We start from the raw sequence: 15,049 nt of genomic DNA, 5'->3' as shown, positions 1-15,049 counted from the left end.
TCACCGCTGCCCGAAGCGCCGGAAAACCGGTGGAGCCTCGGGGTGCGTACCCATACGGTCCGTGGGATGACCTATCTGAGCCCTCTGGGATATCTGCTGGGCATCGAGGGCGCCGCACTGCTGCGTGGCTTCAGGGAGGGGAGTGCCGACCGGGAGTTCGTCGAGGCGCGGATCGCCGAGATCCGTGCCCTGCTGGACGCACCCGCCCTCGCGCACACCGAGGGGGTCACGGCGAGTCCGGGCACGATCAGCACGGCCGACGTCTACCAGGCCTGGGCGCCGCACTATGACGGCCCTGGCAACCAGATGATCGACATCGAGCAGCCGGTCGTCCGACGCATCCTGGACGGCCTGCCCGTCGGCACGGCCCTGGACGCGGCCTGCGGCACCGGCCGCCATACCGCCTACCTGCATGGACTCGGCCACCACGTGATCGGCGTCGACGCCTCACCGGCCATGCTCGCCCGGGCCCGCAAGCGCCTGCCGGATGTCGACTTCCACGAGGCCGACCTGTACCGGCTGCCGCTTCCCGACGACGCCGTCGACACCGTCGTCTGCGCGCTCGCCCTGGCCCACCTCCCCGACCTCGGCCCGGTGCTGGCCGAGTTCGCGCGTGTCCTGCGACCCGGTGGAAACCTGGTGATCTCGGACGCCCACCTGCTGGTGTCCTACCTCCGGCCGGCCCTGCCCCGCCAACCCGGCCCGGACGGCCGCCCGTCCCTGCTCACGGAATACCACCGCCCACTCAGCGCCTACCTCGCCGCGGCCCTCCCACTGGGCTTCCAGGTCCGACACTGCGAGGAACCCTGCCGCCCACCCCGCTCCCTCGACCCCGACACCGCACCGGACCCGCTCCCGACCCATCAGTCCTGGGACCTGCTGCACTGGTGCCCGAAGGCATCGGCCGCGGCCATGGACGATTCCCCGATCGCGGTGGTCTGGCACTTCCAACTCCCGGGCGCCCCGACGGGCGGATCCCGCGGGACGTCGGGACGACCCTCAGTCGGGCAGGGAGTCGGCAAGCAGCGGCTCGGCCGGCAGGGTCGCTTGGCGGGCGAGGAGGTGCCGCCTGCGGTTGGAGTTCGTGCTCGCGAAGCTGGGCGCCGGGAGTGACGACTGTCCGGTGACAGTTCCGGGGATGTTCCCCGACCGACGAAGAGGCCTTACGGGCGGCCCTGCGTGGGAGGGCGTGATGGGCGCATCGCCCGCGGTCACGACGGGTCGCCGGGCACCGCGACCTGACGAGGTGTCGTCACGCGGCCCGACTCACGCCCCGAGCGAGCCGGCCGGCCCTGCGCCGTGGGCTCCACCGATCCAACGGGCAGCGGCCTCGTAGGTGGTGGCCGGGTTGTCGTTGAACGCGATGGCGGCGTCGGGTGCGTGCCGCCGGATCAGGTTGATCACCAGCTCGAGCAGTTCAACCTGGTCGTCCGAGTGCCGCAGGCCACCGCCGACGGTGACGCACTCCCACGGATGGGCGCGCAGCGCTTGCCCGACGACCGCTGCCACGTCATCGGTTCCGTCGAGGCAGACGAGGCAGGTCTCGACGCCCACGCCGTGCTCGGCGAACTTGGCCAGTCCCGCCTCGATCGCCTTGGCCACCGGCTCAGGGTCCCATGGCCCGGGCACCCGGTACGGATCAAGCCCGATGACGAGGACGCGAGGTGAAGCAGCAGTGGCCACGTCCGGATGATACGCGTCGTCGGTGCCGGTCACCCGCTCACCGCGGTCAGTACGGTGGGAGGATGCCGCGCTGCAACGCCACGGTGACGGCCGCCGTGCGGTCCGAGACGCCCAGCTTCCCGAACGTCCGCAGCAGGTGCGTCTTCACCGTCGCCTCGCTGACGAGCAGTTCCCGACCGATCTCCGCGTTCGTCCGGCCCGCGCCGACCAGGCGCAGCACCTCGATCTCGCGCGGGGTCAGGTCGACCGACGAGCGCATCCGGGACACCAGCCGCGCCGCGACGGCCGGGGCCAGCACCGTCTTCCCGCGCGCCGCCTCGCGGATCGCACCGGCGAGTTCGCTCCGCCCGGCGTCCTTCAACAGGTATCCGGTGGCGCCGGCCTCCACCGCGCGCAGGATGTCGGCGTCGTTGTCGTACGTGGTGAGCACCACCACCCGGCAGTCCGGGTCCCGCGCCAGCAGGTCCCGTGTCGCCTGCACCCCGTCACCGTCCGGCATCCGCAGATCCATCAGCACCACGTCCGGCTCGTACGCCCGGGCCGCCGCGACCGCATCCGCCGCCGACCCGGCCTCGCCCACCACTTCGATGCCGTCCTCCGCGCCGAGGATCCCGCGCAGGCCCTCCCGCACCACCGGGTGGTCGTCCACGAGCAACACCCGGATCATGCCGGCGCCTCCACGGTGAGCACGGTGCCGGAACCCGGTGTACTGCGGATGGCCAGGTGGCCGCCGGCCTGCGTGACGCGCTCGCGCATGCCGGCCAGGCCGAAGCCCGTCGCGACGGGCGAGTCGAAGCCGGCGCCGTCGTCCGAGACCTCCAACCGGACCCCGTCCGGCAGGTACCGCAGGCTCAGCGCCGCCCGCCCCGCGTCCGCGTGCCGCCGCACGTTCGTCAACGCCTCCTGGGCGCACCGCAGTACGACCACCTCCGTACCGGCGGGCAGCAGCCGTGGTTCGCCGGTCAGTTCCCACGACGTCGTCACACCCGTCTCCTCGCCGAGCCGCTCGACCAGCCGGCGCAGCGCGTTGGGCAGTGACGAACCGGCCAGCTCCGTCGGCGGCTGCGCGGAGACCAGGGCGCGCGCCTCGGCCAGGTTCTCCCGGGCGGCGCGTGCCGCCCGCTCCCGGTACACCCGGGCCTGCTCCGGCGGCGCCGAGTCGGCCGCCTCCAACAGCATGAGGATGCTGGTGAAACCCTGCGCCAGCGTGTCATGGATCTCCATGGCCAGCCGCTGCCGCTCGGCGAGCATCCCCGCCTGCCGCTCCGACTCGGCCAGCTCCGCGCGGGCGGCGGCGAGCCGTGCGATGAGGTCGGCGCGCTCCCGGCTCTGCTGGATGATCCGCTGGATCCACCAGCTGAAGTGCGCCCCGAACGCCACGCACAGCACCAGGACGCCCACCCACGCGAGGTCGCGGAAGCTCGGCGCGCTGAGCGCCTCGGCCACCGGCACCACGTTGAACGCCGCCAGCGCGAGAACGCCCCAGCCGACCGGCAGCAGCATGAACGACTGCGGGATCAGCGCGAACAGCAGGACCGAACTGGTCAAGCTGGCCAGCTGCGCGGTGACCAGCAGGACCAGCGCCCCGAGCTGGTAGCAGAGGGTCCAGGCCGGTACCGGACGGTCCCGCCGTGCCCGGCGCCCGACCAGGCAGTACCAGGGGACGAACGCGCACAGCGCGGCGATCGACACGATACGGCCGGTGCCGGCGTCCGTACCCCACACCGCGGCGATCGACCCTGCCAGCACGACCCCGTAGTAGGCGTCGCGCATCATCGCTCCCCGAGTCCAGGCGTGGTCGTCCGGTACGGGAGGCAGGGTCTCTGACACGCGGACAAGTATGCGGTACCAGATCAACCCGCGGGGCGCTCCCGGTAGGCGGCGGCCAGGGCGTGCGCCGCCCCCCGCCCCTCGACCTCGATCTTCTCCCCCTCCGCGAGCACGATCGTGACCTGTTGCCAGCTCCGTCCCGGGGTCACCGCGATGTCCGTGACGCGGTCGAGCGAGACCTGACCGACGTGCTCACCGACCCGGTTCAGCATCGGGTCGGCCCGCCAGACGTGCAGGGCGTCCGCCGTGATGCCGAGGATCATCGCCGCGTCCAGCGGTACATCGGTGCGTTCGGTGATCCGGTGCGCCGCGGCCCGCGCCGCCGGCCGGGCGATGAGGTAGTTGCCCAGCGGGGTCAGCATCCGGACCGGACTGAACACGGTGTCGACCCGGGCGTACACGGCGGCGCGCAGTTCCTGGCCCAGCTCGGCGGAGAGCGCGGAAGTCAGTTCATCGTCCTTCAGATGTTTCATGCCAAGAGCATCGCTGCCCACGCCGCCATCCGCCGTCGACCGATCGTCGACGCCCGCGTCCACCGATCGGTGGACGGCGGGGCTACGACGCGTCCTGTGCGGCACGGTTGCAACGCTGCATGGTCAGGAACGGGGTTCGACCTTGTGGGAAAGCCGCATCAGCGCGATCCCGACGGCTGCCGGAAGCAACACCATGAGGGCCGTTGCCCCAAGGGCGATCCAGGGCACCGCTCCCCCCGTTGGGACGGCCTTCTTCAGTGCCGTCCCGACGACGAACACGAAGAGCATCAGCGGGACGAACATGAGTTTGCCGCCCCTCTCGACGGCTTCGGAGTCGCCGCGCCAGGCCCCCCTCGCCCATCGCCCGTAGGCGATGCTCAGCGCGAGAAAGACCGCCCCCATGAAGATCGCGGCACCGAGGCCCTCACGCAGGGTCAGCCAGATCACGATCATCCTGATGATCAGGGCAAAATTCGCCACCGCAACCACGGTCAGCAGAATGGTCGCGGCCAGTCGCGCCCTTTCGGACCCCGTTGACGTCATCGTGGACCTCTCCCGTCTTTCGTCCGCACGACGTGTCGTCGTGGGAATCGCTCGGTGAGCATGGCAACCGCCCTCGGGGACGTCTTTGACCGTGCGTGCAGACCGTTGGACCAAGGGCGCTGGATCGGGCGCTCCGCCGTGTACATTCGGTGCAGGCCGCGCCGGCTGAGAACGGATGGCGCGAGAGCTGAAGGTGGTTGCCCCGTGCCGACGGTGCTGCGGACGGAAGCCGTTCCCCTGGCGGACCGGCTCGACTTCCTGCACGAAGGGGTGCGGGACATGCTGGTGCCCCTGCGCATGAGCCCGGACTCGTCGAGCGACTACCGAGCGGCGTTCACCTGCTGGAACCTGGGCGGCTCGCTGCTGATCGACAAGACCGGGCAGCCGATAACCGTGGAACGCACACCGCGCCTGATCCACGCCGGTGACCCCGAGCTGTACAAGATCGAGTTACAGCTGCACGGCGCGAGCGTGGTCGCCCGAGGCGACGACGAGTGCCGGATCACGCCGGGACAGGCCACCCTCCTCGACACGAGCCGCCCCTACCGTCTGGCGGCCCGGCACCGATCGTCGACGTCTCCGAGCGGCCACGGCGAGCAGGCGGTGCGCCAGGTGACGTTGGCCATCCCACACCGGTTGATGCCGCTGAACCCCGACGACGCCGACACGGCCATCGGCAGCAACCTGTCCGCGCACCTGCCCACGGGCCGGCTTCTCGCCGCTACCGTCGCCCAGCTGACCCGCAGTGCCGCCGACGGAGACGAGCACACCGCGACCCGCCTGGTGGCGGTGGTCGTCGACCTGCTGACCATCGGGTTGGCGAGCCGGCGGGGACAGTCGCCGCCCCTGAGCCCCTCCTCGCGCCGCCAGGTGCTTCTCGCCCGCATCGAAGCGTTCGTGGAATCCCATCTGGCCGAGCCCCGGCTGTCGCCCGCGATGATCGCGGCGGCGCACCACATGTCGCAGCGCTCGCTCCACCAGCTGTTCGCCACCGAGAGCGACACCCCCGTCAGCAAGCACATCCGCAGGCGCAGGCTCGAACGCTGCCGTCGGGCCCTGACCGATCCGGCCCAGTCCCGTCGCCCGGTGGCCGTCATCGCCGCACAGTGGGGCTTCCAGAACATCGCCCACTTCACCCGGCTGTTCCACGCGGCCTACGGCCAGCCCCCGGCCGCCTACCGGCAGACACACGCGCGCCCGTAGGGCACGGGGCGCCGACCGTCAGGCGCTGGGAGACCGCGACACGTCACAGCCGAGTAGCCGACCGGCCGGGCTCCCCTGCCGGTTGCGGGGTCGGTGTCCGCGAAGGCGGCGCCGGGCACGCCGTCGATCGGGGCCTTGGGCGTCGCCGTCAACCGTCCGTCAACACGGTGTGGATCTACGCCTGCAAGACTCGGGCGCGTTCCTCTTTCTTCCAGGGCTGCGTCACGCCCGGCTGGCCGATCGACTTCAACCAGTGGGACTTCGTCTGCGCGACCTACACCTGGACCCTCCCGATCGGGACCTCCTCAGCGCCCACGGACCGTTTCGTGCTGCAAGCCGAGGGCTACAACCCGCTCACCGCTCTCTTCTCGCCGTGCAGCGACCCGGTGCTCGGTCTGGGCGGTGGCCCGGACGGCAACGGGGGTTTCCGTGCCTGACCGCTCGTGAGGTAACGGCCGTGGGAGGCCCGGCGTTGTGGCGCCGGGCCCCCACCGGTGGTCGGAGTCAGTCGTCGCCGTTGAGCATGGCGGCGGTCAGGACGTTGCCCCCGACGCCCCAGCCGCCGTCGGCGACCTCGTCGACGAGTACGACGGTGGTGGGGCGGGCCCGCTCACCGTAGATCTCCGCGTACAGGTCGGTGGTGCGCTCGACGATCTTCTTCTTGTCCTCGGCGGTGATGGTGCCGGCGGGGACCTTGAAATGGGCGAAAGGCATGGATGTCTCTCCTTGAATCGGCTGCTCCGCGGCGGCGGAAGCAGCTGTCCGAGGGGTGCGGCCGGTGGCCGTTCCCCGGAGGGTGCTGGAGTGGTCGGGTGCCGGCATGCGCGGCGTGCGGCTCGTGTCGCGGCCCGTGGGGCGCGCGGCCGGCGTGGACGGTGTGGCCGACACGGTGATGTCCCGGCCACGCGGCTCCCGGGCGAGGATCAGCGCGATCGGCCGCCCCGTGATCCGCCGGTGCCGACGGCGACCCGTGTGGCCGGCGAGGGACGGGCGGAGGGAGTTGCGTTCATGACTCCAGGGTGAACGGCGCCGACCGGCGGAACCAGGGGATGTCATCCCCTGTGTCCGTGGCCCCGACCGTGCACACAATGGCGCACATGAGTTCTGTGAAACACGCCGAACTGGGGTCCTTCCTGCGCTCGCGCCGGGAACGCATCCGTCCGGCCGAGGTGGGGCTCCCCGCCGGGCCCCGTCGCCGGGTGCCCGGGCTGCGACGTGACGAGGTCGCCCAGCTCGCCGGGGCATCGGTGGACTACTACAACGAGCTCGAGCGCGGGGCCGGGTCCCAGCCGTCCACGCAGATGCTTGCCGCCCTGGCCAGGGCGCTGCGGCTGACCGCCGACGAACGCGACCACCTCTACCATCTGGCGGGTCGCCCGCTGCCCGTGCACGGCGGAGCCGCCTCGCATGTGCACCCCGGAATGCTCGATCTGCTCCAGCGCCTGACGTCGACGCCCGCGCAGGTGATCACCGACCTGCACGTCACCCTGGTGCAGAATCCGCTCGCGGTGGCCCTACTCGGAGACCAGTCCGGTTTCCGGGGCGTCCGGGCCAGCTTCGTCCATCGGTGGTTCACCGAGCCCGAAGCCCGGCGGCTCTACCCGGAAGCCGACCACGAGGTCCAGTCCCGCGCTTTCGTGGCCGATCTACGGGCAGCCGCCGCCAGGCGGGACTCGAAGGACTCCGAAGCCGGCTCCATGATCGGTGCGCTGCTCGGCCTCTCCCCCGAATTCGCCGCGCTGTGGGCCGACCACGACGTCGCGTTCCGGCGAGACGACCGCAAACGCCTCGACCATCCCACGCTCGGTCTGATGCAGGTCAACTGCCTCAACCTGTTCAGCGAGGACGGCCGGCAACGACTGCTCTGGTTCACCCCCGCAGTGGGCACGGACAGCGCCGACCTGTTCGACCTGCTCACGGTCATCGGCACCCAGGACATGCGCGCCACATGAGCGGCGGCGTCATCACCGCGTGCGGCGGCGGCTGATGCCCGGTCAGCAGACGGTGCGTTCAGCAGACGGTGTGCAGTGACTTCTCGAAGGTGCGGACCGCGTCGAGCGTGGCGGCACCCAGGCCCGGGGAGGTGTCCATCCGGCCCGACGGGACCACCACGGCCAGCGCGGCGACGGGCGCACCGGTGACGTCGCGCACCGCGGCGGCCACGGCGCAGATGCCCAGCTCCCCCTCCTCGCGGTTGTAGGCGAGCCCGCCGGCGCGGATCTCCGCCAGCTCCGCCTCCAGGGCCGCCCACGAGGTGACCGATGCCCCGGTCTGCCCCTCCAGCTCGCCGTCCGGGTAGCGGCGGTGCAGTTCGGCGAGGGGCAGTGCGGCGAGCAGGGCCTTGCCGGCGGCCGTGCAGTGGGCGCGCATGACCTTGCCGGTGCGCAGGCCGACCCGAACCGACCGGGTGCCCTCGACGCAGTCGACGAAGCGCACGTCCCGCCCTTCGAGGAGGGACACGCTGACCGTCTCCCGGGTGCGGTCGCGCAGTTCCTCGAGGGCCGGCTGGGCCAGCTGCCGGATGTCGACGCGCCCGGTCGCCGCGAGGCCCAGCTCGATGAGGACGGGTCCGGGGCGGTAGGCGCCGTTGGCCTTGTCCTGCACCGCGAACCCGTGGGTGCGCAGCGAGGAGAGCAACCGGTGCGCGGTGGATCTGGCGACCCCCAGCAGGTCCGCCGCCTCGGCGACCCGCAGCACCCGGCGGTCGCTGAGGAGGGCGAGCAGCCTCAGTGCGTTGTCGACCGAGCTGAGGGAACTCGGGCCGTGCGAAGTATTCGGCATAGGAGAATTCTAGTCCCGCATTTCTTATAAATCTTCCCAATGCTGGAATTTCTTCCTACAGTCGCCAGCATGATCGACCCAAGCACTCCTCCCGTCATCGTCGTCGGAGCAGGTCCGGTCGGTATGACCGCCGCCGCTGTCCTGGCGCAGGCGGGCATCCCGACCGTCGTCGTGGAGTCCGCTCCGGAACCCCAGCCCGACTGGCGCGCCTCGACCTTCCACGCCGCCACCCTCGAGTTGCTGAAGGACATCGGCATCACCGAGCGGATGCACACCGAGGGCCTGGTCGTGCCCCGGTACCAGTTCCGTGACCGCCGGGACGGCCTGGTCGCCGAGTTCGACCTCGGGCTGCTCAGCGACGAGACGCCCTTCCCCTACCGCTTGCAGCTCAACCAGCAGCGGCTGGTCCGCTTCCTCCATGACCGGCTGCTCGCGGACCCCCTGGTCCAGCTGCGCTTCGGCGCCCGGCTCACCGACCTCGACACCGACGCCGACGGCGTCGCGGTCACCGTGCAGACCTCCCAGGGCAGCGAGCGGCTCCGGGGCGCGTACGTCATCGGCGCGGACGGCGCACGGAGCACGGTGCGCAAGCAGCTCGGCATCGCCTTCGAGGGGTTCACCTACCCCGAGCGCTTCCTCATCGTCAGCACCCCGGTCGACATGAGGGCGCAGGTGCCCGGCATCGCCGAGGTCAACTACATCGCCGACCCGGAGCAGTGGCTGTTCATCCTGCGCACTCCGGAGGCCTGGCGGGTGCTCTGGCCGGTGCCGTCCGGCACCAGCGACGAGGAGGCCACGGCGCCCGAGGAGATGCAGCGCCAGTTGCAGAGCGTCGCGCCGCTCGCCGGCGGCTATCCGATCATCGACCACCAGATCTACCGCGTGAACCAGCGGGTGGCCGCGACGTTCCGCACCGGACGGGCCCTGCTGATCGGCGACGCCGCCCACGTCAACAGCCCGGTCGGCGGTGTGGGGCTCAACAGCGGCATCCACGACGCCATGGACCTCACCCGGCGCCTGGTGCGGATCCTCGGCCAGGGAGCCGACGCGGACGCGGAACTCGACGGCTTCGCCCGGTGCCGCCGCCGCATCGCGCTGGAGTACGTCCAGGCCGACACCCAGCGCAACACGGACCGGCTGCGCGAGACGGACGAGGAGACCCGGCTCGCCAACCAGCGCGAGCTGCGGGCCCTGGCCGCCGACCCCGAACGCGCCCGTGCCTGGCTGCGCCGGGTCTCCCTCCTGGAGAGCGTGCAGCGGTTCGGCATCGGCACCCCGCACACCGAACTCGAAGGGACGCCGGCATGACCGTCCACCACGACGAGGAGAACGCACTCGCCTCCTTCTACCAGGACGTGGACGAGGTGGACCTGGCGCCGCTGTGGACCATCACCGAGCAGCTGCTCACCCCGCACCCCCGGCCCGCTGCCGTCCCCTGGCTCTGGTCGGCCCGCACCTACCGCCCGCTCGCCGCCCGCGCCATCGACCTCGTCCCCGTCGAACGCGGCGGGGAGCGCCGGGTGCTGAGCCTGCGCAACCCCGGTCTCGGCGGCCGGCCCTACGCCGCCGGAACGCTCTGGGGTGCCGTCCAGTGCCTCGGCCCGCGCGAGAGCGCCCCGGCCCACCGGCACACGCCCGGCGCGATCCGGTTCGTGCTGTCCGGCACCGGCGTGTTCACCACCGTCGACGGCGACCCCTGCGACATGCACGCCGGGGACCTCGTCCTGACGCCCGGCTGGAACTGGCACGACCACACCAACACCGGCGACGGCGACATGCTCTGGTTCGACGGCCTGGACCTGCCGATGATCGAGGCGCTCGACGGCGTCTTCTTCGAGCCCCACCCGGAGTTCACCCAGCCCGCGGACGGGGAGCACAACCGCTCCGAGCAGCGCTACGCGGGGGACCCGCACCGCCACACCGACGGGGCGGTCTCGACCGCGCTCGACCCCGCCTCCTCGCCGCTCCTGGTGTACCGCTGGGCCGACACCGACGCCCGCCTGTGCCGCGCAAGCGCCGCGGCACCCGACGCGCCCTCCGTCACGGTCGAGTACACCAATCCCGAGTCGGGAGCGAGCGTCCTGCCGACGCTGGCCTGCGGGGTGGAACGCATCCTGGCCGGCCGGGGCACGCTGCCGGTGCGCCGCACGGGCAACCGCATCCACGTCGTCCGGGACGGGACCGGACACAGCGTCATCGACGGCGTCCGCTTCGACTGGGAGCCGGGAGACGCCTTCGTCGTGCCCTCCTGGTCCGCGGTCGAGCACCACGCCGACGACCGGTCCGACCATTTCACCCTCGCCGACACCCCGGTGCTGCGCGCCCTCGGCATCCACCGCGAGCAGCGGCTCGCTGCGCCGCAGCCGGTCACCGGCGTCTTCGCCCCCCGCTCCACCCCCCGAAAGGACCACCAGTGAAGCTCGCCCTCTTCGGGGAGAACCGCCTCGGCGTGGTGACCGACGACGGTGCCGGCGGTGTCGTCGACGTCACCGCGGCCCTGCCCGCGCACGACCCCGACCCCGTCACCGCAGGCTGGTGGCGCGCCCTGTGCCGGGACTTCCCCGCGCTCCGTCCCGATCTGGAGGCCGCAGCGAAGGCCGGCCCCGCGCTGCCGCTGGACGGGGTGCGGCTCGGGGCACCCGTGCTCAACCCGTCCAAGATCATCGCCTGTGCGTGCAACTACCGCGACCACGTGACCGAGATGCACGACGTGCAGCAGCGCACCCTCGGCCACATCGAGTCCTGGATGATGGACTTCGACGTCTTCCTCAAGGCGCCCTCGTCGATCAGCGGCCCTGCGGACGACATCGTGCTGCCGGCGGAGGTCGTCGCCGCAGGCCAGGAGATCCACCACGAGTCCGAACTCGTGATCGTGATCGGCTCCGGCGGCCGGGACATCCCGGAGGACACCGCGCTCGACCACGTCCTCGGCTACACCGTGGGGCTGGACATCACCGTCCGCAGCGCCGCCGACCGCTCGCGCCGCAAGAGCTACGACACCTTCTCCCCCATCGGCCCCTGGGTCACCACCGCCGACGAGGCGGGCGACCCCGCGGACTTCCAGATCGACCTGGTCCGCAACGGCGACGACCACCGCCAGCACGTGAACACCCGCGACTTCATCACCCCCGTCCCCGCCATCGTCTCCTACGCCTCACGGATGATGACCCTGCTCCCGGGCGACGTGATCTTCACGGGCGCTCCCCCCGGGGTCGGCCCGATCCAGGCCGGCGACAGCCTGGAGACGCGGATCAGCCGGCTGGGCTCCATGACGCTGCGGGTGGTCCGGTGACCGCCGCCGCCTCCGTCGACGCCGAGGTCCTCGTCGGCAACCGCGTCACCCCGCTGACCGCCGCGGCCCGCACCACCGTTCGCAACCCGGCCCGCACCGGCGAGGTCGTCGGTCAGGCCGCGCTCGGCACCCCCGCCGACGTCGACGCCGCCGTACGCGCGGCGCACGACGCCTTCGGCCCGTGGTCCGGCATGTCCCCGCACGAGCGGGCCGCGGTCCTGCTCGACGCCGTCGCCGAACTCCGCCCGCTCGCCACGGATCTTGACGCCCTGCTCACCCGCGAACAGGGCAAGCTCCGCTGGGAGTCCCGTCTTGACGTGGGTGGAGCAGCCCACATCCTGGAGTACTACACCTCACTCGCCACCGAGCTCGCCGAAGAGCGCGTGCTGCGCTCCGACTCGCGCGGGACGGTCTGGCTGGCCCGCCGCCCGATGGGCGTCACCGGCGTCATCGTGCCCTGGAACTCCCCGGTCTACCTGGGCTTCCTCGGCATCGCCCCGGCCCTGATGGCCGGCAACACCGTCGTGGTCAAGCCCTCCGAGCTCGCTCCGCTGGCCCTGCACCGGGTGCTGCGCACGCTCGCCGCGAAACTGCCCGACGGCGTGCTCAACTCGGTGCCCGGCACCGGTTCCGCGGGAGCGGCGCTGGTCGAGCACCCCCTGGTCCGCAAGGTCTTCTTCACCGGCTCCACCGACACCGGGCGGCGGGTGCTGGCCGGTGCCGCCGGCACCCTCAAGCGGGTCAGCCTGGAGCTCGGCGGAAACGATCCGGCACTGGTCCTGGACAGCGCGCGGATCACCGACCGGCTGGTGTCCGAACTCGTCCAGGGCGTCTACGGGATGAGCGGGCAGGTCTGCTTCAACGTCAAGCGGATCTACGTGCACCGCAGCCACTACCGGGACTTCACCGACCGCTTCCGGGCGGCCGTGGACGAGATCACCGTCGGCGACGGCCTCGACGAGCGCGCCACCATGGGGCCGCTCAACAACCGGGCCCAGTTCGACAAGGTCGCCGCCCTGGTCGCGGACGCCCGGGCGAGCGGCGCCACCGTCCACGAACTGGGACGCAAGCTGGACCCGGCGACCTGGCAGGACGGGCACTTCCTGCTGCCCCATGTGGTCACCGACATCGATCCGCGTGCCGACCTGGTGACCCGGGAGCAGTTCGGTCCCGCCGTCCCCGTGCTGCCCTTCGACACCGAGGACGAGGCGGTGGCCATGGCCAACGACACCGAGTACGGCCTTGCCGCCTCCGTCTGGAGCGAGGACCGGGCCCACGCCCGGCAGCTGGCCGGCCGCATCCGCTCCGGCAGCGTCTTCCTCAACGTCCACCGCGTCGGGGCCTCCGGCGTCGACATGCCGTTCGGCGGGTTCAACAGCAGCGGGCTGGGCCGCGGACACGGGCTCCCCGCCCTGGAGGCCTGCACCGAACCGCAGACCGTCGCCGACTGGACGGACACCAGCGGACTACCAGGACCCGCACCCGCGCGGGCCCGCACCCCCGTGGAGCCGAGATGACCGACCACCCCGACCGCACGGCGGCCGACGCCGTCCTTGAGACCCTGCTGGCCTGGGACGTCCGGCGGGTCTTCATCTGCCCCGGAAGCACCGAGGCGGCCTTCCTGGACGCCACCCTGCGCCATCCGGAGTTCGAGGTGGTGCTGACCACCCACGAATCCGTGACCGTCGCCATGGCCGACGGGTACGCGCGGGCGACCGGCGAGCCCGCGGTCGCATACCTGCACACCCACCTCGGGCTCGCCAACGGTCTCGCCCACCTGGACGCCGCACGGCTTGCACACTCCCCGGTCGTCGTCCTCACCGGCCTCAAGCCCTCGTCGATCCAGGCCCACGGCGGGTTCACCACCCTCGCGTCGACCGGCGACCTGGCCCGGCCGTTCGTCAAGCGCGCCTGGCAGTCGTCGACCGCCGACCTCATCCCCGAGGACCTCACCCAGGCCCTGCGGCTGGCCACCGCCGAGCCCTCGGGACCGGTCTGGCTCGGCCTGTCCCAGGACCTGATGGACGCCCCCTGCACCGCACCGGTGCCGCCGCCCGGGAAGCACCGCATCACGGCCCGTACCGCCCCCGATCCGGACCGCCTACGGGCCGTGGCCGATCTGCTGGCGCAGGCCCGCACGCCGGTGATCGTGGCCGGTGCGGAGGCGGGCCGGCACGGCGCCACCGCGGACGTGCTGGCGCTGGCCGAGCGGATCGGCGCCGCGGTCTGCCATGAGGACCGCACCGGGTTCGAGCGGTCCGTGGTCCCCACGGACCACCCGCGGTTCGCCGGCTCCTACGCACCCGGCAACCCCGCCGTGGCCGGGAGCGACCTGCTGCTCTTCCTCGGCTGCCGGTGCTTCGTGGAGTTCGAGACCGGGCGCCCGTCCCCCGTGCCGCCCGGCGCCACGGTGGTGCAGACGCACACCGATCCGGCCGAACTCGCCCGGGTGCACGGCGTCGACGAGGCGCTCGTCGGGCACGAGTCGCTGATCGCCCGGGGACTGCTCGGCTTGCTCCCCGAACGCCCCGCGGCACCGGCACGGCACGCCCCGGCCGCCGCCACCGCACCGTCCCAGCCTCTCCCGGCGTCCCGCCGTGGGGGTACCACCCACGCCCTTGAGGCAGTGGGGGAGGGCCGTCCGGCCACCGTGGCCGAGGTCGCCGCCGCCCTCGCCGAGGTGGTGGACTCCCGCACCACGGTGGTCGAGGACGCGACCACCTCCGAGGTCGCCCTGCTGGGCGCCCTGCCGCAGACCTCGCCCCGTTCGTTCCTCACCTCGTCCTCCGGATCGCTGGGGTGGGGCATGGGCGCGGCGCTCGGCTACCAGCTCGGCGCTCCGGACCGGCACGTCGTCGCGGTCCTCGGGGACGGGGTGTTCCAGTTCGGCCCGCAGGCCCTGTGGGTCGCCGCCCGGTACCGCATCCCGGTCACCTTCGTCGTCATCAACAACGGCTCCTACGCCGCCGTGGCGGCCGCCCTGCGCCGCTACGGCGGGCTCGCGGAGCGCACCGGCGAGTATCCCGGCAAGGACATCTCCGGCGTGGACATCGCCGCCGTCGCCCGCGGCTTCGGCCTGGACGCGACGAGGCTGCACGACCCCGCCGAGCTCCCGGCCGCCGTCAAGCAGCTGAGCGGCCGGCCCGCCCTGATCGAGGTCCTCACCGACCCGGACGACCTGGGTCCCGCCCGCTAGCACCGCCACCCCCGCCCCGGCCCGCCCCCTCCCACCCCCGTGCAGCCG

Annotated in this window: 16 protein-coding genes; 9 read left to right on the top strand and 7 right to left on the bottom strand. The window is 72.3% G+C overall.

The features are described from left to right. Positions 1-66: 66 nt before the first annotated feature. Entirely contained in the window at positions 67-1,113 is a 1,047-nt protein-coding gene (locus NQO67_RS01510) for a class I SAM-dependent methyltransferase (RefSeq protein ID WP_255945498.1), read from the top strand. Positions 1,114-1,266: 153 nt separating this feature from the next. Here NQO67_RS01510 and NQO67_RS01505 read toward each other — a convergent pair whose 3' ends face one another. The 5 genes from NQO67_RS01505 to NQO67_RS01485 form a co-directional block, all read right to left on the bottom strand. Then, positions 1,267-1,683 (bottom strand): hypothetical protein, encoded by a 417-nt coding sequence (locus NQO67_RS01505; RefSeq protein WP_255945497.1) that lies wholly within the window; start codon positions 1,681-1,683, stop codon positions 1,267-1,269. Positions 1,684-1,729: 46 nt separating this feature from the next. After that, entirely contained in the window at positions 1,730-2,350 is a 621-nt protein-coding gene (locus tag NQO67_RS01500) for a response regulator (protein WP_255945495.1), read from the bottom strand. Beyond that, a complete protein-coding gene (locus NQO67_RS44125; protein ID WP_255945493.1) occupies positions 2,347-3,513 on the bottom strand; it encodes a sensor histidine kinase in 1,167 nt (388 codons plus the stop codon). The genes NQO67_RS01500 and NQO67_RS44125 overlap by 4 nt, the downstream gene beginning before the upstream one ends. A 23-nt stretch (positions 3,514-3,536) precedes the next feature. Then, the gene (locus NQO67_RS01490; protein ID WP_255945491.1) at positions 3,537-3,986 is read right to left on the bottom strand and encodes a hypothetical protein; all 450 of its coding nucleotides are present in this window, start codon (positions 3,984-3,986) and stop codon (positions 3,537-3,539) included. A gap of 123 nt (positions 3,987-4,109) precedes the next feature. Further along, the gene (locus NQO67_RS01485) at positions 4,110-4,529 is read right to left on the bottom strand and encodes a hypothetical protein (protein WP_255945489.1); all 420 of its coding nucleotides are present in this window, start codon (positions 4,527-4,529) and stop codon (positions 4,110-4,112) included. A gap of 204 nt (positions 4,530-4,733) precedes the next feature. Here NQO67_RS01485 and NQO67_RS01480 point away from each other — a divergent pair, with 204 nt between their 5' ends. Next, positions 4,734-5,732 (top strand): AraC-like ligand-binding domain-containing protein, encoded by a 999-nt coding sequence (locus NQO67_RS01480; RefSeq protein ID WP_255945487.1) that lies wholly within the window; start codon positions 4,734-4,736, stop codon positions 5,730-5,732. Positions 5,733-5,899: 167 nt separating this feature from the next. Then, a complete protein-coding gene (locus tag NQO67_RS01475) occupies positions 5,900-6,169 on the top strand; it encodes a hypothetical protein (protein ID WP_255945485.1) in 270 nt (89 codons plus the stop codon). 67 nt (positions 6,170-6,236) lie between these two features. Here NQO67_RS01475 and NQO67_RS01470 read toward each other — a convergent pair whose 3' ends face one another. Then, positions 6,237-6,446 (bottom strand): 4-oxalocrotonate tautomerase family protein, encoded by a 210-nt coding sequence (locus NQO67_RS01470; protein WP_255945483.1) that lies wholly within the window; start codon positions 6,444-6,446, stop codon positions 6,237-6,239. A gap of 374 nt (positions 6,447-6,820) precedes the next feature. On the opposite strand from NQO67_RS01470, the gene NQO67_RS01465 reads away from it, so the two are divergent. Then, entirely contained in the window at positions 6,821-7,684 is an 864-nt protein-coding gene (locus tag NQO67_RS01465; protein WP_305125248.1) for a helix-turn-helix transcriptional regulator, read from the top strand. Between the two features lie 58 nt (positions 7,685-7,742). On the opposite strand, the gene NQO67_RS01460 is transcribed toward NQO67_RS01465, so the two are convergent. After that, positions 7,743-8,513, bottom strand: coding sequence for an IclR family transcriptional regulator (locus NQO67_RS01460; protein ID WP_255945479.1), 771 nt, complete (start codon positions 8,511-8,513; stop codon positions 7,743-7,745). Between the two features lie 69 nt (positions 8,514-8,582). On the opposite strand from NQO67_RS01460, the gene NQO67_RS01455 reads away from it, so the two are divergent. The 5 genes from NQO67_RS01455 to NQO67_RS01435 are packed head-to-tail and all read left to right on the top strand — an operon-like array spanning position 8,583 to position 15,001. Next, on the top strand, positions 8,583-9,821 hold the full coding sequence (locus NQO67_RS01455) for an FAD-dependent oxidoreductase (RefSeq protein ID WP_255945477.1): 1,239 nt from the start codon (positions 8,583-8,585) through the stop codon (positions 9,819-9,821). After that, positions 9,818-10,930, top strand: a complete 1,113-nt coding sequence (locus NQO67_RS01450; RefSeq protein WP_255945475.1) for a cupin domain-containing protein — start codon at positions 9,818-9,820, stop codon at positions 10,928-10,930. Before NQO67_RS01455 ends, NQO67_RS01450 begins: the two co-directional genes overlap by 4 nt. Continuing rightward, entirely contained in the window at positions 10,927-11,805 is an 879-nt protein-coding gene (locus tag NQO67_RS01445) for a fumarylacetoacetate hydrolase family protein (RefSeq protein ID WP_255945473.1), read from the top strand. Before NQO67_RS01450 ends, NQO67_RS01445 begins: the two co-directional genes overlap by 4 nt. Continuing rightward, positions 11,802-13,322: an aldehyde dehydrogenase family protein gene (locus tag NQO67_RS01440; protein WP_255945471.1), complete on the top strand. Its 1,521-nt coding sequence runs from the start codon at positions 11,802-11,804 to the stop codon at positions 13,320-13,322. The genes NQO67_RS01445 and NQO67_RS01440 overlap by 4 nt, the downstream gene beginning before the upstream one ends. After that, the gene (locus NQO67_RS01435) at positions 13,319-15,001 is read left to right on the top strand and encodes a thiamine pyrophosphate-binding protein (RefSeq protein ID WP_255945469.1); all 1,683 of its coding nucleotides are present in this window, start codon (positions 13,319-13,321) and stop codon (positions 14,999-15,001) included. The genes NQO67_RS01440 and NQO67_RS01435 overlap by 4 nt, the downstream gene beginning before the upstream one ends. The last annotated feature ends 48 nt before the right edge of the window (positions 15,002-15,049 follow it).

It is taken from the genome of Streptomyces odontomachi (assembly GCF_024435355.1).
GTDB lineage: Bacteria > Actinomycetota > Actinomycetes > Streptomycetales > Streptomycetaceae > Streptomyces > Streptomyces odontomachi.
This window is presented reverse-complemented; position numbering and strand designations above follow the sequence as displayed.